This is a genomic window from Bradyrhizobium pachyrhizi, assembly GCF_029714545.1.
In the GTDB taxonomy this organism is placed as follows: domain Bacteria; phylum Pseudomonadota; class Alphaproteobacteria; order Rhizobiales; family Xanthobacteraceae; genus Bradyrhizobium; species Bradyrhizobium pachyrhizi.
Genome location: NZ_CP121667.1, coordinates 492,444 through 509,885 on the forward strand (window position 1 = coordinate 492,444; position 17,442 = coordinate 509,885).

The 17,442-nt window shown below is 64.9% G+C and carries 13 protein-coding genes; 6 read left to right on the plus strand and 7 right to left on the minus strand.

The window, feature by feature from the left end; all coding sequences use genetic code 11:
- Positions 1–48 precede the first annotated feature (48 nt).
- Positions 49–2,424: a glucose/quinate/shikimate family membrane-bound PQQ-dependent dehydrogenase gene (locus QA639_RS02315; protein WP_283089082.1), complete on the minus strand. Its 2,376-nt coding sequence runs from the start codon at positions 2,422–2,424 to the stop codon at positions 49–51.
- Positions 2,425–2,751: 327 nt separating this feature from the next.
- Between QA639_RS02315 and QA639_RS02320 the strand changes: the two genes are divergently transcribed.
- A complete protein-coding gene (locus QA639_RS02320) occupies positions 2,752–3,501 on the plus strand; it encodes a class I SAM-dependent methyltransferase (RefSeq protein WP_283089083.1) in 750 nt (249 codons plus the stop codon).
- Between the two features lie 6 nt (positions 3,502–3,507).
- On the opposite strand, the gene QA639_RS02325 is transcribed toward QA639_RS02320, so the two are convergent.
- The gene (locus tag QA639_RS02325) at positions 3,508–3,996 is read right to left on the minus strand and encodes an SRPBCC family protein (protein WP_283089084.1); all 489 of its coding nucleotides are present in this window, start codon (positions 3,994–3,996) and stop codon (positions 3,508–3,510) included.
- Positions 3,997–4,003: 7 nt separating this feature from the next.
- The gene (locus QA639_RS02330; protein ID WP_283089085.1) at positions 4,004–4,960 is read right to left on the minus strand and encodes a LysR family transcriptional regulator; all 957 of its coding nucleotides are present in this window, start codon (positions 4,958–4,960) and stop codon (positions 4,004–4,006) included.
- 100 nt (positions 4,961–5,060) lie between these two features.
- On the opposite strand from QA639_RS02330, the gene QA639_RS02335 reads away from it, so the two are divergent.
- Both QA639_RS02335 and QA639_RS02340 read left to right on the plus strand, forming a co-directional pair.
- Positions 5,061–6,242: an MFS transporter gene (locus QA639_RS02335; RefSeq protein WP_283089086.1), complete on the plus strand. Its 1,182-nt coding sequence runs from the start codon at positions 5,061–5,063 to the stop codon at positions 6,240–6,242.
- Positions 6,243–6,264: 22 nt separating this feature from the next.
- Entirely contained in the window at positions 6,265–7,299 is a 1,035-nt protein-coding gene (locus QA639_RS02340; protein WP_283089087.1) for an aldo/keto reductase, read from the plus strand.
- 19 nt (positions 7,300–7,318) lie between these two features.
- On the opposite strand, the gene QA639_RS02345 is transcribed toward QA639_RS02340, so the two are convergent.
- Complete coding sequence (locus QA639_RS02345; protein WP_028336351.1) at positions 7,319–8,221, minus strand: helix-turn-helix transcriptional regulator; 903 nt, start codon at positions 8,219–8,221, stop codon at positions 7,319–7,321.
- 303 nt (positions 8,222–8,524) lie between these two features.
- Here QA639_RS02345 and QA639_RS02350 point away from each other — a divergent pair, with 303 nt between their 5' ends.
- Positions 8,525–10,165 (plus strand): flavin-containing monooxygenase, encoded by a 1,641-nt coding sequence (locus tag QA639_RS02350; protein WP_283089088.1) that lies wholly within the window; start codon positions 8,525–8,527, stop codon positions 10,163–10,165.
- Between the two features lie 199 nt (positions 10,166–10,364).
- Positions 10,365–11,558, plus strand: a complete 1,194-nt coding sequence (acmB, locus tag QA639_RS02355; RefSeq protein ID WP_283089089.1) for a methyl acetate hydrolase AcmB — start codon at positions 10,365–10,367, stop codon at positions 11,556–11,558.
- Between the two features lie 155 nt (positions 11,559–11,713).
- On the opposite strand, the gene QA639_RS02360 is transcribed toward acmB, so the two are convergent.
- Both QA639_RS02360 and QA639_RS02365 read right to left on the minus strand, forming a co-directional pair.
- Positions 11,714–12,847, minus strand: a complete 1,134-nt coding sequence (locus QA639_RS02360; RefSeq protein WP_283089090.1) for a threonine synthase — start codon at positions 12,845–12,847, stop codon at positions 11,714–11,716.
- Positions 12,848–12,885: 38 nt separating this feature from the next.
- Positions 12,886–14,931 (minus strand): acetoacetate--CoA ligase, encoded by a 2,046-nt coding sequence (locus QA639_RS02365; protein WP_283089091.1) that lies wholly within the window; start codon positions 14,929–14,931, stop codon positions 12,886–12,888.
- Positions 14,932–15,112: 181 nt separating this feature from the next.
- On the opposite strand from QA639_RS02365, the gene QA639_RS02370 reads away from it, so the two are divergent.
- Complete coding sequence (locus tag QA639_RS02370) at positions 15,113–16,114, plus strand: glycoside hydrolase family 3 N-terminal domain-containing protein (RefSeq protein WP_283089092.1); 1,002 nt, start codon at positions 15,113–15,115, stop codon at positions 16,112–16,114.
- 375 nt (positions 16,115–16,489) lie between these two features.
- Here the strand turns inward: QA639_RS02370 and QA639_RS02375 are convergent, their stop codons facing one another.
- Positions 16,490–16,885 (minus strand): hypothetical protein, encoded by a 396-nt coding sequence (locus QA639_RS02375; RefSeq protein ID WP_283089093.1) that lies wholly within the window; start codon positions 16,883–16,885, stop codon positions 16,490–16,492.
- Between the last annotated feature and the right edge of the window lie 557 nt (positions 16,886–17,442).

The window sequence follows — 17,442 nt, forward strand, 5'->3', positions numbered from 1 at the left end:
CCCTTTCAGAACGAAGGAGAAGGAAGATGACGGCCTCGATGACGCGGCTCAATCCTTCAATGCATAGGCGATGACGTAGTCGCCGCGTTTGGTGCCGAACGAGCCGTGGCCGCCGGCCGCGGTGACGACGTATTGCTTGCCGCCAGCCTCGTAGCTCATCGGCGTCGATTGGGCGCCGGCCGGCAGGCGATCCTCCCAGAGCACCTTGCCGTTGCGCACATCGTAGGCGCGGATCGTGTACTCATAGGTCCCGGTGTAGAACGCAACGCCGCCGGCCGTGGTGATCGGCCCGCCCAGCATCGGCACACCCATCTTGAATGGAAGCGGCAGCGGCGTGGTGTCGCGGATTGTGCCGTTGGGATGCTGCCAGACGATCTTCATCGTCTTCAGATCGATCGCGGCCATCGAGCCCCATGGCGGCCGGTAGCACGGCACGGAGAGCGGCGAGAGGAAGCTCGAGATACCGACGCCGAACGGCGTGCCATACATCGGCTGCACCCCGACCTCGCTGCCGACCGGTTTCTCGGCCGTCGGCGCCGGAGGATTGAGCGGGCCGCGCGGAATGAGCCTGGAGGCGAACGGCAACGACATCGGATTGGCGATGGCGATCTGCCTGACAGGATCGACCGCGATGCCGCCCCATTCGAACATGCCGAGATTGCCCGGGAAGACCAGCGTGCCCTGCAACGACGGCGGCGTGAAGGTGCCTTCGTAGCGCAAGCGGTGGAACATTATCCGGCACAGCAGCTGATCGAAGATCGTGCCGCCCCACATGTCGGCGCCGGTCAGCTTCGCCTCCGGGCGGAAGGTCAGTTCGGAAAACGGCTGCGTCGGTGCGGAGCGGTCGCCGGGCGCGGGCCCTTGCGGCACCGCGCGTTCCGGCGCCGGCACGATCAGCTCGCCGGTCCTGCGGTCGAGCACAAAGATATTGCCCACCTTGGTCGGCTGGATCAGCGCGGGAACAACACCCTTGGCCGTCGTCACATCGACGAGGCTCGGTTGCGAGGGAACGTCCATGTCCCAGAGATCGTGATGCACGGTCTGGTACGACCAGGCGCGCTTGCCGGTGTCGACGTCAAGCGCGACGATCGCGCTGGAATAGCGCTCGACCAGCGCATCGCGATTGCCGCCCCAGATGTCAGGTCCGTTGTTCCCGGTCGGGATGTAGACCAGATTCAATTTCGGATCGAACGAGGCCGTGATCCAGGAATTCGGTGACCCGTTGGTGTAATGCCGCGTCGGCGACGGCAGTGCGTTCTCGTCCGCCGCGCCGGAATCCCAGGCCCAGACCAGCTTGCCGGTATAGACATCGAAGCCGCGGATCACGCCCGACGGCACGTCGACCGCATAATTGTCGATCACCGCGGCGGCCACGACCAGGATCTTGTCGCTGACGACCGGCGGCGACGTTGGCTCGAAGAAGCCGGCGGTCTTGATCCCCATGCCTTGCTGCAGGTCCAGGATGCCGTGATCGGCGAAACCATCGCAGAGCTTGCCGCTGTCGGCATCGAGCGCGATCATGCGTCCGTCATTGACCGGCAGGAAGATCCGCCGCGGGCATTCGGCCGGCGCCGGATTGCCGCTGCTGTCGACGGCGCCCTGCGCGGTTTCATGGTAGGAGACCCCGCGGCAGGTCATGTGCTGGAACGTCTTGTTGTGCACAAGCTTGGGGTCGTAGCGCCAGCGCTCCGTGCCGGTCTTGGCGTCGAGCGCGAACAGCACCTGGTGCTGCGAGCAGAGATAGAGCGTATCGCGCACCTTGATCGGGGTGACCTCGAAGGTCGTCTCCCCGGAATCGTCTGGTGTCTTCACGTCGCCGGTACGGAAGGTCCAGGCGACCTTGAGGTTGCCGACATTGTCAGGCGTGATCTGCTTCAGCGGCGAATAGCGCTGTCCGAATTGTGTGCGTCCATAGGCGCGCCAGTCGCCGTCCGGCTGCGGGTCGGCTTCGCTTTGCGGCACGGCGGAGCCGGACTCGGCGATCGTGCCGTTGATGTCGTGATAGCTGGACAGCAGCCCGGCGATGAGCACCGCCGCACCAGCGACGACGCCGATCCAGAGTGGCGCCGTCGCGCGCATGTAAGACACCGGCCCGCTTCGTCTCAGGGCGCGAACGATCACCGGCGTGAGCAACCAGAGTGCCATGGGGAAGATGATGTCGCCACGCGCCGCGAGCGGCCACCAGTCGAACCGCACCTCATAGACGGCCCACGCCAGCGTGCCGAGCAGCACGATCGCAAACAGCCATAGCGCCTGATGGCGCCGCGCCAGCAACAACGCAGCCGTGGCGAGAATGCCGACGCCGAGGACAATGTAGAAGGGCGATCCACCCAGTGCGGCGAGCCAAATGCCGCCGCCGGCGAGGGCCAGGCCGATCAGGGCGTAGACGATAGCCGTGATGAAGACTGCCCTGGATCGCTGCATAGTCGCTCCGGTGCGGGGCGGGATCGGGCTTGTCCCGCACAAGCGCGACAGACCGCATCCGCCGTCGCGGACTGTCGTTCAGCCAACCGCAACTTGCAACCTGGAACTGCGATGTTGATGCACCACAAGCGCGTAAGGTTGCTATGCTAAACCCGCCGAAGCAAATTATTCAAAATGCGCGCACCTTCAACAGGGGGCAGTGGAGCTGCGGGGCTGACGCAAAGGTGAGAGGTCTTCAGCGGATTTTGAATCGGCGCGCTCTTCCAGTCCTGTGCAGGCGCTGCTCTATACCGTTCCGCGGATGGTTGGCACGCAGGAGAAGCAACAATGACACTGAACCCCACTGCCGAGAATTATCGTGTCGCGGTCGCCGCCTACGAGGCGGGCCGACCGAGCTACCCTGCGGAGATTGTCGCCGCGCTGCCGCTTGCGGCCGCGCGCTGCGTCGTCGACCTCGGTGCCGGAACCGGCAAATTCACCCGCCTGCTGCTGCAGCATTTGACCGCGACTGCGCGCCTGGTCGCGGTCGAGCCCGTCGCCGAGATGTCGGCCAGGCTGTCCAGGGAAGCCGGGGTGGAGGTCATCAACACGCGCGCCGATGCGATCAATCTCGAAACCGGCAGCGTCGACCTCGTCACCTGCGCCCAGGCGTTTCACTGGTTCGACAACGAGGCGTCGGTCGCCGAGATCGCGCGACTGCTGCATCGCGGCGGGACGCTTGCGCTGGTTTGGAACAACCGGGACGATCGCACGCCGTGGGTCGAGGCGTTGTCCGTCATGATCGAGGGCTATGCGGGCGACACGCCCCGGCAGCGGACCGGACGCTGGCGCTGGATCCTGAAGGACCCGCGCTTCGTGCTTGAGAGGGAAATCGTGCAGGACCATCCGCACCGGATGAAGCGACGGGACGTCTTCGAGCGCATCGCATCGACGAGCTATGTCGCCAATTTGCCTGATGCGGAGAAGGCGGCTCTTCGCGACAAAACCGACAATATCCTGCGCGAGGCCGGTCTCGGCGACGCCGACGAAGTGGTGTTCCCCTATGTCACGCAGCTCTTCCTGCTGAAGCGGGCATAGACCGCGCTATTGCGCGGCGCGTCCTTGCTCAACCGCCTGCTTCAGGCGCGGCAGCGTCATGCGCCAGTAGAAGGCAACATGTTTGGCGCCTGAGTCGGGCCCGATTTCCCAGCCGCTTCCGCGGCGGATCGGCGAAGGCGGCACCTGCTGGGTGACGGTCAGCACCGTTTCGCCGCCGTCAGGCACGAGCATCATCGTGATCGTCGCATAGGATTGCGGAACATCCGGCAGGCCGGAGACTCGCGACCAATAGGAGTATTCGAGCCGCATCGGCGGCTCGACATGGAGGACGCGGCCCTTGTCGCGATAGCGCTTTGCGCCGATCTCCGCCTCGATGTCGATCGGCGCGCCGATCCGCCAATCGGTCCTGAAATGCGCGTTGCGCCATCTCTCGCCCGCTTTGGGGTCCATGATCGCGTCCCACACATGCCTTGGCTCTGCGGCGATGCGGATCGTCTCGGTGACGGACTGGAAGGCCGGGGGCTCGTGCGTCATTGAACACTCACTTGTCGCCTACGACCTTCCATCTTCCATCAGCGCCGCGCCGCAGCGAGGGATCGCCGACGCGGATGTGTTGCGCAAGAAAATCGATGAAAGCGCGGACCCGCGCCGGCAGCGGGCCGGCGTGACCGACATAGACCGCGTGGATGTCCTCGCGGTCGCCGGGATTGAGATTTTGCAGCACCGGCACCAGGCGACCGGCCTCGATGTCGGGGCCGATGTGAAACAGCGCCAGCCTTCCGAGCCCGATACCGCCAAGCGTGAGCTGACGCGCGGCTTCGCCGTCGCTGACGCGGGCGACCGGCGGCGGCAGCGCTTCCTCGATCTTCTCGGCGCGGCGAAACGGCCAACCGCGGATGCTGCGCGGAAAGGTCCAGCCGATGCCGCGATGGCCGGCGAGGTCGGCCGGCGTCTTCGGCGTGCCGAAGCGGGCGAGGTAGGACGGCGCGGCGGCCACCACCATGCGGCTGGTGCCGAGCTTGCGTGCGATCAGCCGCGAGGCGCCGAGCGGACCGACCCGGATCGCGATGTCCGCGCGTGCCTGCATCAGATCGACCAGCGTGTCGGTCAGCACGATGTCGAGCGTGATGTCGGGATGCTCGCGCATGAAGCGCGGCAGCAGCGGCATCACATGCAGCATGCCGAACGGGATGTTGCTGTTCACGGTGAGATGGCCGCGCGGCACGCATGAGGCGGCCTCGCGTTCGGCTTCGTCGATATCGGCGAGGATGCGCTGGGCGCGCTGGTAGAAGACCTGGCCTTCCTCGGTGAGCTGCAGCTTGCGCGTGGTGCGGTTGACCAGCCGCGTGCCGAGCCGCGTCTCGAGCCGGGAGACCAGCTTGCTGACGCCCGACGGCGTCTGGCGCAGGCTGTTCGCGGCAGCGGTGAAGCCGCCAAGATCGACGACGCGGACGAATACGTCCATCTCGCCGGAGCGGTTGGTGTCTGTGCGGGCCATCTTGAATTCACGTCACAAATGATTGGATTGCGGCCATTCTAATCCTTCCCCGCCCGGACCGCTATCTCGCTTTGCGGAATCCTCTTGTCCGGAGCGACACATGCCTGCTGCAGTCCTTGCCTTGACCGCCGGTGCCTTTGGCATCGGCACCACCGAATTCCTCATCATGGGACTGCTGCTGCAAGTCGCCGCCGACATGCAGGTATCCGTATCCGCGGCAGGCCTGCTGATCTCCGGCTATGCGCTCGGCGTGTTCGTCGGCGCGCCGATCCTGACGCTGGCAACACGGCGGATGCCGCGCAAGGCGGTATTGCTGGCGCTGATGGCGATCTTCACGCTCGGCAATGCGGCGTGTGCGCTGGCGCCGAGCTACGGGCTTTTGATGGCGGCGCGCATTCTCACCTCGCTGGCGCACGGCACCTTCTTCGGCGTTGGCTCCGTGGTGGCGACAAGCCTCGTCCCGGAAGACAAGCGTGCGTCGGCGATCGCCACGATGTTCATCGGGCTCACGGTCGCGACCCTGCTCGGCGTGCCCTTCGGAGCCTGGTTCGGCCTGATGCTCGGCTGGCGCGCGGCGTTCTGGGCGGTGGCCGCGATCGGCGTGATTGCGTTCATCGTGCTGGCGGTGCTCGTCCCCGGCCATGTCGGCGCCAACGACAGGCCTGCGCCGCTGCGCGAGGAGCTCGCCGTGCTCGGCCGCCCGCAGGTGCTGCTGGGACTTGCCATGACGGTGTTCGGCTTCGGCGGGCTGTTCGCGGTTTTCACCTATGTGCAGCCGATCCTGACGCGGCTCACCGGGTTCTCCGACGCCGCGGTGTCGCCGATCCTGCTGGTGTTCGGTGCCGGCCTTGCGATCGGCAACGTCGCGGGCGGACGGCTCGCCGACAAGGGACTTGCGCGGGCGCTGCTGGTATCGCTCGGCGGCCTCGCCGCCGTGCTCGTCGCGCTGACGGCGGTCGTCTCGATCAAGGCATTGGCGGTCGTGCTGCTGTTCATTCTCGGCATCGCCGCGTTCGCGACCGTCGCGCCGCTGCAGCTCCGCGTGCTCGAAGCCGCCGGCGTCGAAGGGCGGACGCTGGCCTCCAGCCTGAACATCGCGGCCTTCAATCTCGGCAACGCGCTCGGCGCCTGGGCCGGCGGCGTCACCATCGATCGCGGTCTTGGCCTCGGCGCGCTGCCGCTGGTGGCCGCCGTCATCACTGCAATCGGCCTGTTGCTTGCGCTGTGGAGCCTGCGCCTCGATCGGCCGATCGCGCTCGCCGCGCAGTGCCCGGCGGAATGAATCGGATCAAGGGAGTCTGACCATGGAATACCGCAATCTCGGTGCATCCGGCCTGAAAGTCCCGGTGCTCAGCTTCGGCACCGCCACGTTCGGTGGCCAGGGGCCGTTGTTTTCGGCCTGGGGCCGCAGCGACGCCAGCGAGGCGCGACGGTTGATCGACGTCTGTCTCGATGCCGGCGTCAATCTGTTCGACACCGCCGATGTCTATTCGAACGGCGCGTCGGAGGAGATCCTCGGCGCCGCGATCAAGGGCCGCCGCGACAAGGTGTTGATCTCGACCAAGACCGGCCTGCCGATGGGCGATGGTCCGCTCGATGCCGGCACGTCGCGATATCGCCTCGTCGCCGCGGTCGACGCCGCGCTGCGCCGGCTCAACACCGACTATATCGACCTGCTGCAGCTTCATGCCTTCGATGCCTTCACGCCGGTCGACGAAGTGCTGTCGACGCTCGACGCGTTGGTGCGCGCCGGCAAGCTGCGCTATGTCGGCGCCTCGAATTTCTCCGGCTGGCATCTGATGAAAGCGCTCGGTGTTGCCAAGCGGCAAGGCTGGCCGCGCTACGTGGCGCACCAGGTCTATTATTCGCTGGTCGGCCGCGACTATGAATCCGAGCTGATGCCGCTCGCGCTCGACCAGGGCGTCGGCGCGCTGGTCTGGAGTCCGCTCGGCTGGGGCCGCCTCACCGGCAAGATCAGGCGCGGCCAGCCATTACCGACCAACAGCCGCCTGCACGAGACCGCGCAGTTCGGGCCACCGATCGACGACGAGAAGCTTTACGCGATCGTCGACGCGCTGGACGCGGTCGCCACAGAGGCCGGCCGCAGCGTGCCACAGATCGCGATTGCCTGGCTGCTGACGCGGCCGAGCGTTTCGTCGGTGATCATCGGTGCGCGTGACGAGGCGCAGCTGCGCGACAATCTCGGCGCGGTCGGCTGGTCGCTCTCGCCGGACCAGATCGCGCGTCTCGATCGCGCGAGCGCGGTGATGCCGGCCTATCCGTACTATCCCTACCGAATCCAGGAAGGCTTTGCGCGGTTGAACCCGTCACCGGTGTGAGTCCGTCGCAGACCCTGTCTCACGCCTGGACGGTGTGCTCGCAGACCTGCCGGCGGTATTCCGCCGGCGTGACGTTCATGTGCTGCCGGAACACGCGATTGAGGTGGCTTTGATCGGCAAAGCCGGCGAGCAGCGCGATCTCCTTCAGCGCGACGCGGTCCTTGCGCAGATGCTGGCACGCATGCTCCACCTTGCGCCGCAGGACATAGGCATGCGGCCGCATGCCGTAATGCACGCGGAATTTGCGGGCGAACTGGACCGGCGTGCAACTGCAGATATTCGCGAGTTCCTCCAGCGTGATGTTCCGGAAGATGTTCTGCTCGATATAGTCCTCGATCAGCCGGGCATGTGCCGGACGAAAGCGTCCTTGCGCGCAGGGCATCTTGAACTCAATCGCCGCATATTTCCGCAGGATGTGCACGCTCGCCTGCAGCGCCAGCGCATCATAGCAGAGCCGTCCACCGGGACCGCCCGCGGCGACTTCCTGGACCATTTGATCGTTGATCCAGGTCAGCATCGGGTCTTCGACCTTGAGCAGGTCGTGAATCTCGATCGTTTCGGCGTCGCGGTCGAAGGCATCGCTCGCGGTCTTCGTCATGAGGGCAGGCGAGATGTAGAAATGGCTGACCTCAATGTCGTTGTTCCAATGCCAGCTTGACGGCTCCGCGCGCGTCATGAGCGACGTGACGCCGCGACCGACGTGATCCTGCTTCCATGCGCCGGTGACGCGGCGGTTCATCGACGTCACGCCGTCGCGATAGAGCACCAGGAGGAAGTTTGCGGACGGCGGGACCCAGATGTCTGACGGCGCATAGCGGAAAATTCGCAGCCGGAAATCGCTTCTCCCGACTGACAAACTATCCAGCTTCATCTCGCCGGGAGCGTAGCGCGGCAGCTCTTCGACCGTGATCAACTGGCCCATCGCGCGAGCCTCCTCCCTGGGATTGGTGGCGCGGTTGACCGCTTGTTCTTGGCCGGACGGCTGAGCGCAGAATAGGCCGCTTTCGCCATTTGCCAAGGAGACCATTGGCCGGTCGGGCAATTGAGCGGCAGCGTTCCAGAGATTGTCGGTTTCATTCAAGCCGCGCGGCCGAACGGCCCGTAGCCTGCTCTGCGTTTCGGCGATAGCGCGAGCGGCCGAGACCCAAATTGACGCAACGCACCATCATCCGGCGACACCGCGGGTGGAAAGGTGCGTGCGAGAAGCCAGACACAGGAGGAAATCATGACCGAGGCCGTCACAAGGTCGAATGGAAGCAATGGTGCGCATGCAACGACCAAGCTCGACGCCGTGGTCGTCGGCGCCGGCGTCGCCGGTCTCTATCAATTGTTCCGCCTGCGTGAGCAGGGACTGAGTGTGAAGGCGATCGACGCCGGGTCTGGCGTCGGCGGCACCTGGTACTGGAACCGCTATCCCGGGGCGCGCTTCGATTCCGAAGGCCACACCTATCAGTACCTGTTCTCCGAGGAGCTCTACAAAGGCTGGAGCTGGAGCGAGCGATTCCCGGGGCAGCCGGAAATCGAGCGCTGGCTGAACTACGTCGCCGACCGCCTCGACCTCAGGAAGGACATCCAGTTCGGCACCACGGTGAAGAGCGCGCATTTCAATGAGGCGACGCAACGCTGGCTGGTTGCGACCGACCAGGGCGACGTGATCGATACCCAGTTCCTCGTCACCTGCTGCGGCATGCTCTCGGCCCCGCATGTGTCCTTCCCGGGACAGGAGACGTTCAAGGGCAAGCTGTTCCACACCGCGCGCTGGCCCAAGGGGCCGATCGAGCTCGCTGGCAAACGCGTCGGCGTAGTCGGCAACGGCGCGACCGGAATTCAGGTGATCCAGTCGATCGCCGGTGAGGTCGGCCACCTCAAGGTGTTCATCCGCACCCCGCAATACATCATCCCGATGAAGAACCCGAAATGGGATGCAGCGGACGCCGAAGCCTACAAGTCGAAGTTCAAGTTCCTCACCGAACGGCTGCCGAAGACGTTCACCGGATTCGAGTTCGACTTCGAGCACGCCTGGGCCGACCTGACGCCACAGCAGCGCCGCCAGGTGATCGAGGACTGCTGGAACGACGGATCCCTGAAGCTGTGGGTCTCGTCCTTTGCCGAACTGTTCTTCGACGAAGCCGTCAACGCCGAGATCACCCAATTCGTGCGCGAGAAGATGCGCGAGCGGATCAAAGACCCCAAGCTGTGCGAACTGCTGATTCCCGCCGATTACGGTTTTGGCACGCACCGGGTGCCGCTGGAGAGCAATTTCCTTGAGGCCTTCCACCGGCCCAATGTCGAGATCGTCGGCGTCAAGAACAATCCGATCGCCCGCATCACGCCTGAGGGCATCCAGACCGCCGACGGCACGGTGCACGAGTTCGACGTCATCATCCTGGCGACCGGCTTCGACGCCGGAACGGGAGCGTTGACGCGCATCGACATCCGCGGCCGCGACGGGCGATCGCTGAAGGACGATTGGGGCAGGGACATCCGCACCACGATGGGCTTGCAGGTCCATGGCTATCCGAACCTGTTCACGACAGCGGTGCCGCTCGCGCCCTCGGCCGCACTCTGTAACATGACCACCTGCCTCCAGCAGCAGGTGGAGTGGATCGCCGATTGCATCAGATATTTGCGCGGCAAGAACCTGAACGTCATCGAGCCGACCAGGGATACCGAAGATCAGTGGGTGGCGCATCACGACGAGACCGCCAACGCAACGCTGATCGCCAAGACCAACTCCTGGTACCTGGGCTCCAACGTCGAGGGCAAGCCGCGCCGGGTGCTGTCCTATTGCGGCGGTGTCGGCACCTATCGCCAGAAATGCGACGAGGTCGCCGCGAGCGGCTATAGCGGTTTTGCCACGCAGTAGGGCTGATTTCGTAGCCCGGATGGAGCGAAGCGCAATCCGGGACATATGTCGCAACGGTGACACTGGTCCCGGATTTCGCTTCGCTTCATCCGGGCTACGCCGTGTCACGCAAGCGAAGATCGGGCGGGAAGCAGCTGGTGGAATGCAGGCGTCCCGCCCGAGGCAGATCACATCACAGAGCAAATATGGGAGGACGACAATGAGCACGAATTTCAGTGCAGCAGCAGATGCGATTCTCGATGGCGTCGTGACTTCAAACTCGCGCGTTCCCGGCGTCGTTGCGATGGTGACCGACCGCCATCGCAACATCTATGAAGGTGCCGCCGGCAAGCGCCGCCTCGACCAGCCCGCCGACATGACGGCCGATAGCGTGTTCGCGATCTTCTCGACGACCAAGGCGATCACCGGCACGGCCGTCCTGCAGCTCGTCGAGGAAGGCAAGCTCGATCTCGACGCACCCGCCAGGACCTACGCGCCCGACATCGGCAAGCTCCAGGTGATCGAGGGCTTTGACGAAAAGGGCGAGCCGGTGTTGCGTGCACCGAAGCGCGACATCACCACCCGCATGCTGATGGTCCATTCCGCGGGTCTGAGCTACGACTTCATCAATCACACCTATAACCGGCTGGCGCAGGAGAAGGGGCAGCCCAGCGTCATCACGGCGTCCAAGGCTTCGCTGATGACGCCGCTGCTGTTCGATCCGGGCGAGCGCTGGGAGTACGGCACCAACATGGATTGGTGCGGCCAGATCGTCGAGGCCATCACCGGCCGCCGGCTCGGCGAGGTCTTCAGGACGCGGATCTTCGAGCCGCTCGGGATCATGGACACGACGTTCGAGCTGACCGACGCGATGCGCCGCAAGCTCGCCGGCATTCACGCCCGCAACGCCGACGGCTCGCTCACGCCGATGGATTTCGAGCTACCGGCCAATCCCGAAATCCACATGGGCGGCCACGGGCTTTACGGCACCATCGGCGACTACATGCGCTTCATCCGGATGTGGCTGAACGACGGCGCCGGCGAGCACGGGCGTGTCCTGAAGGCGGAGACCGTGCGGATGGCGGAGAAGAACCATCTCGGCAACAACAAGGTCACCGCGATCACCGGCGTGATCACATCGCTCGCCAACGACGCCGAGTTCTTCCCCGGTCAGTCGAAGTCCTGGGCGTTGAGCTTCATGATCAACGAGGAGCAGGCTCCGACCGGTCGCCCCGCCGGCGCGCTCGGCTGGGCCGGTCTCGCCAATTTGTTCTACTGGATCGATCGGCAGAACGGCTTTGGCGGATACTGGGCGACGCAGATCCTGCCGTTTGGCGATCCGACGTCCTTTATCGGCTACATCAATTTCGAGACGGCGTTCTACGAATCCCTGAGGCTGCGCAAGGCGGGTTAAAGCATGGTCCGGAAAAGCGCGAAGCGGTTTTTCCCTCGCGACAAACGCGGGACGCGTTTGCGCGGAGATCATGCTCAAGCAAAGAGCTAAGGCGCGATGACGATTCAACCTAATCTCATCGCGCTTTAGTCACAGCTCTTCGGAGCGCGCCAAAGCTAGCCCGCTCCGAGCAGCTCCGTGATCAGCCCCGCCGCCTTGATCCCGGTGCCGCTGATGATGACGACGGTGCGCTCCGCCGGCCGGATCGCGCCGCGCGCCTTGAGGACGTCGAGCGCGGCGGCGGCCGTGGCCGAGGTCGGCTCGACGAACAGGCCGGTCTGCGCCAATCGCTTCAACGCCGCCACGATGCCGTCCTCGGGAATTGCCACCGTGCCGCCGCCGCTCTCCTTCAGCGCCGCGATCATCTGCTTCAGCCGCAGCGGATGCTTGATCGCGGTGCCTTCGGCGATGGTCTTGCGGACCGCGCGATCGACCGGCGTATCGACGCCGGCGGCAAAGCTGGCATCGACCGGCGAGCAATTGAGCGGCTGGGCCGCGAACAGGCGCGGCAGTCGCGCGATCTGCCCGGCCGCGAGCAGTTCCTTGAAGCCGATATAGCAGCCGAGCAGGCTGCTGCCGGCGCCGACCGGCATGATCACGTTGTCGGGCGCGGTGAAGCCGAAATCTTCCCAGATCTCGTAGGCCAGCGACTTGGTGCCCTGCAGGAAGAACGGCTGCCAGTTGTGGCTGGAGTAGAAGATCTGCTTCGACTGGCGGATCGCTTCCGCCTCGGATTCCTCGCGCGGGCCTTCGACCAGCTGCACCTCGGCGCCGAAGGCGTGCATCTGCGCCACCTTCATCGGCGACGTCGTGGCCGGCGCAAGGATCCTGACCCGCATGCCGCCCGCCGCGCCATAGGCTGAAACCGACGCGCCGCCATTGCCGGAGCTGTCCTCCAGCACCGCATCGACGCCGAGCTGGCGCAGGAACGACAGCATCACCGTGGTGCCGCGATCCTTGAAGCTTGCGGTCGGATTGAACCATTCGAGCTTGAAATGCGGCCGCAGGTCATCCCACGCCTTCTCGACCGCGGGCGTGCAGCCTTCGCCCATCGTGATCGGCTGCCCGATTTCGACCGGCAGCACCGCGCGATAGCGCCACAGCGACTGCGTCGCGCGATCGATGTCGTCGCGGGAGATGCCCGGCAGCGGCGTTATCAGGAGCGGCTTGCCTTCGTCGGAGCACCAGCGCGGGATATCCAGCGGATACAGTTTTCCGTTGAGCGGGTCGATGTAGCTGGGTGAAGACATGTCGTGAGATCCCAAACGCGAATGGCATTCAGCGGCCGTCACGCCGCGCCGGCCTGCTTGCTCAGATAGCTCTTTGCAAAGTCGAGATACCAGTCGAGGCATCCGGGATTGGCCATCGCATCGCGATTGATGACCTTCTCGACGGGATGGCCGAGCAGCAGCTTCTTGACCGGCAGCTCCTGCTTCTTGCCGGACAGCGTGCGCGGAATTTCCGCCACGACGAAGATGTCGTTGGGCAGGAAGCGGCGCGACAGCCCGGCCTCGACCGCCTTGTTGATCTTGGCTTTCATCGCGGCATCGAGCGCAATGCCCTCGCGCAGCACCACGAACAGCGGCATGTAGCTGTCGCGGCCGAGATATTCGAGGTCGACCACCATCGAATCCAGCACCTCCGGCAGCGCCTCGATCGCGGAATAGAGCTCGCTGGTGCCCATCCGCAGGCCATGGCGGTTGATGGTGGCGTCGCTGCGGCCATAGATCACGCAGGAGCCGTCGGGGTTGATCTTGAGCCAGTCGCCATGTCGCCACACCGGGCCGCGGCCACTTCCGTCGAAATTGTCGGGGTAGGTCTCGAAATAGCTGGAAAGGTAGCGCGCGTTGCCGGGATCGTTCCAGAAGCGCAGCGGCATCGAGGGCAGCGGCTCGGTGCAGACGAGCTCGCCGACCTCGTCGATCACCGCGCGGCCCTGCTCGTCGAACGCTTCCACCGCGCAGCCGAGCAGGCGGCATTGCATGATCCCCGGCGTCTGCGGCAATTCGCGATTGCCGCCGATGAAGGCGCCGGCGAAGTCGGTGCCGCCGGAAATATTGGCCCACCACATATCGGCCTGCGCGGCGTTGCCGTTGTGCTTCGCAAGCGCGGCGAAGCGCTCGTTGAACCAGGCCTGGGTGTCGGCGCTGAGCGGCGAGCCGGTCGAGCCGAGCGTGCGCAGGCCCGAGAGATCGCCGACGGCAGCAAGATCGATCTCCGCCTTGGTGCAATTGGCAAAGAACGCCGCGCCGGCGCCGAAGAAGGTGGCCTTGGCGTCGGCGACGAAGCGCCACAGCGTGGTCCAGTCCGGCTTGTCCTTGGTGCCGCCGGGACTGCCGTCGAAAATGCAGCAGGTCGTGCCGTTGAGCAGGCCGTTGGCCTGGCAATTCCACATGATCCAGCCGGTCGAGGAGTACCAGTGGAAGCGTTCGCCGAACGAGTTTGGCTGATAGCTGCAGCCGATATCGTTGTGCAGCGTCGAGAGCGGCAGCGCCACCACGATGATGCCGCCATGGCTGTGCAGGATCGGCTTCGGCAATCCGGTGGTGCCTGAGGAATAGACGATCCAGAGCGGATGATCGAACGGCAGCCATTCCGGCTCGAAGGCGTCGATCGCCGCGCTCCGGCCCGCGAGGATCGATGACAATCGCGTCTCGGACGGCGCGGCGTCGCTGTGCAGGATGACATGCTGCACGGTCGGCAGCGCGCGCCGCAATTCCTCGATCACACCTTGCCGATCGTGGCGGCGGCCGGCATAGGTCACGGCGTCGCAGGCGATCAGCACCTTCGGCTCGATCTGCTTGAAGCGATCGATCACCGCGGGCGCCGCCATGTCGGGCGCGCAGACGCTCCAGACCGCGCCCAGGCTCGCGGTCGCGAGGAACGCGATGATCGTCTCGGGAATGTTCGGCAAGTAGGCGGCGACCCGGTCGCCGGCGCGCACGCCGTTAGCCTTCAGATGCAGCGCCAGCGCGGCCGATTTGCGCTGCAGCTCGGGCCAGCTCGTCTCCGAGAGCTTGCCGTCCTCGCCGCTCGAGATCAGGGCCGGCAGGCCTGCGGCATGCGCCGGCGCGACATGGCGGAAGACCTGGCGCGCGTAGTTCACCGAAGCGCCGGGAAACCACACCGCGCCCGGCATCTTGCGCTCGGCCAGCACCGCCGAATGCGGCGTCGGCGAGCGCAGGTCGAAATAATCCCACACGCTCTGCCAGAAGCCGTCGATATCGGTGACCGACCAGCGCCGCATCGCCTCGAAATCCGCAAACTCAAGGCCGCGCGTCTGCTTCAGCCACTGGCGGTAAAGGGCCATTTGCGGGACGTAAGCTGCTGTCATGGGCGTTTCCGAAAGTCCTTGTGTCGTGGCGGCGAGCGAGGCCCGCCGGCGTGTCTTAACATAGTGATGCGAGCACGGGGAACGCAGTCGAACTGCTGCCTGCGTCATATTCTTACCGCCGCCGCAGCGTGCTATTCCATCGGGCACGGCTGATTCCATGCGGCAACCGAATCGAGCGGCCATGTCCGTCGGCGAACTCTTCATCCTCGGCTTCCACGGCAAGGTCGTTCCGCCTTGGCTGAAGGAATTTGCCGCGCAATTCGGGCTCGGCGGGGTGATCCTGTTCGACTATTCCTGCCAGACCCGGCAATACGACAACAACATCGCCTCGCCCGCGCAGGTGCAGTCGCTTTGCGCCGAGATCGCGGTGCTGCCGTCGCGGCCGCTGGTCTTCATCGACCAGGAGGGCGGCCTGGTGCGCCGGCTCAAGGACACCTGCGGTTTTCAGCCGCTGCCGAGCGCGAAGGAGTTCAATCTGCTCGCGCGCGCGGAAAAGCAGACGGTGCTGGCCGCAAGCTACGGCGAGTTGCACCGGCTCGGCATCCGCTACAATTTCGCGCCTGTCATCGACGTCGACTACAATCCCGACAATCCCAACATCGGCAAGATGAAGCGGTCCTATTCGCCCGATATCGGTGAGGTCGAGGCCAATGCCCGGCTGGTCGACGCTGCGGCGCGGCAGGCGGGAGTAGGCCTCTGCCTGAAGCATTTTCCGGGCATCGGCGGTGCAAGCGTCGATTCGCACCTGGAGTTCATGGACATTTCCGATGCGCTGCGTCCCGAGCAGGAGGAACTGTTCTACGCGTTGGCGCCGCGCACCTATGGCGATGCGGTACTGGTCAGCCACGCCATTGTCCGGCAGTGGGACGCGCAGCATCCGATGACATTGTCATCGGCCGGGCTCGGCCGGCTTCGCCGTCGCCTGCCCGAGACGCTGCTGATCACCGACGACATGCAGATGCAGGGGCTGCAGAAGGCGCTCGGCACAAGCGCGGCCAGCCTGCAGTCGATCGCCGCCGGCATGGACATGATCTGCATCGGCAACAATCTGTTCGACCAGGAGCAGGAGATGGCCGGCATCGCCGCGGCGGTCGCGGGTGCGGTGCAGGATGGATCACTCGATCAGGTCGCGGTGCGGCGATCCATTGCGCGCGTGCAAAAGCGCAAGGCGCTGTTCGCCTGACGGCGTTGAACCAAATTTTGCGTCGGGCGACCACAAGCTGTGGAACCAAATTTCATTGCCGCGATTTAACAATGACGCTCATCGGGGCTGACAACCATGAAGATGCTCAAGCGTCTCTTCCGATTGACCTGGCTACGCCGTGTCGCACGCAACCCAGCCGATTTTCCGCCCGCCTCCATAGATCCTGACGAATTCAGCCGCCTGCTTTGCAGCGGGCGCGCCGAGGATTTGCGGACGCTGGCAAAGCGATTGAGCCAGCGCTCGCGGGCCCACGCATAGGCGGTGGATCGGATCCAATCGCTAGCCCGGTCTTCGGCCAAAACCGGCAACTCCGGCGCGCAGCCGTGACTCCCGGCAGGGTCTCGATGCGACCAGCTACTGCTTTGCTTTTTCGTGATTGCCGATCCCGACCGCCTTGTAGTCGTAGGTCGGGTAGAACTCGGTGTGGTAGGCGCCCCAGGCGCTGTTCTCGATGACGCGGTTGACCTCGCGCAGCCGCGATGCCGGCAACCGCAGCGTCACCACCTGGCCGATTCCCATCATCACGTACCAGCTGACGACCTCGACACCCTCGGGCGGAAACGCCTTGTAGAAGCCCTGCCGCTCAAGCTGGGCATTGAGCTCACCGAGCGGTCGCGACTGATCATGCTTGAAGAAGATGGTGAGCATGACCGCGTTGTCGGGCGTCGGCGCGGCACTGCTGGTCGGCTCGGTCTGCGCATGCGCGCCGGCGCCAAGCAGCAGTGCCGCGGCGAGCGCCGCAATCGTCATCCAGGAAATCCAGGATCCGTTCCGCCCTCGCTTCATGGCCGCGCCCTTATTGCTGATCGAGAGGCGGTGATCATCGCGACGCCCGTCGGGGCTGTAAATTGACATTCGCCTGATCCGATCCCTGCCCGATGCGCACCCTGCTCGGTTGATGTGAACCGTCTCATAGGTGCGGGCGCCCGCGTGCGGTATGCCGACGCCATCCCGATGCTCGAGAGGGATGATCGATGACGACCCGGCGAATGGCGTATTGGTGGTTCAGGTTCGTTCTTTCGGGGCGGTTCCTGCAGAAATTTCTTCGGCTCCGGCGCCCCTGAGGCGATGCCGGCCGTGAAGTCCTGCCATGTTCAACCCGGAACCAACGAGCCGGGAAACGCCGGCCGAACCGTTGAGGTCGGGCCGCGAATCCCGCCGGCGACGACCTCGCCACCCGTCCCGTAAGAATACTGTAATTCGACTCAAATATGCGAGATTCGTTGCCAAATCAGCGGTAATCTGCGCCTGCTTGGCAGGTCGGGGCCCAAGGTCACAGTTGCGTCACCCGTAGTTTTACGGAGTCC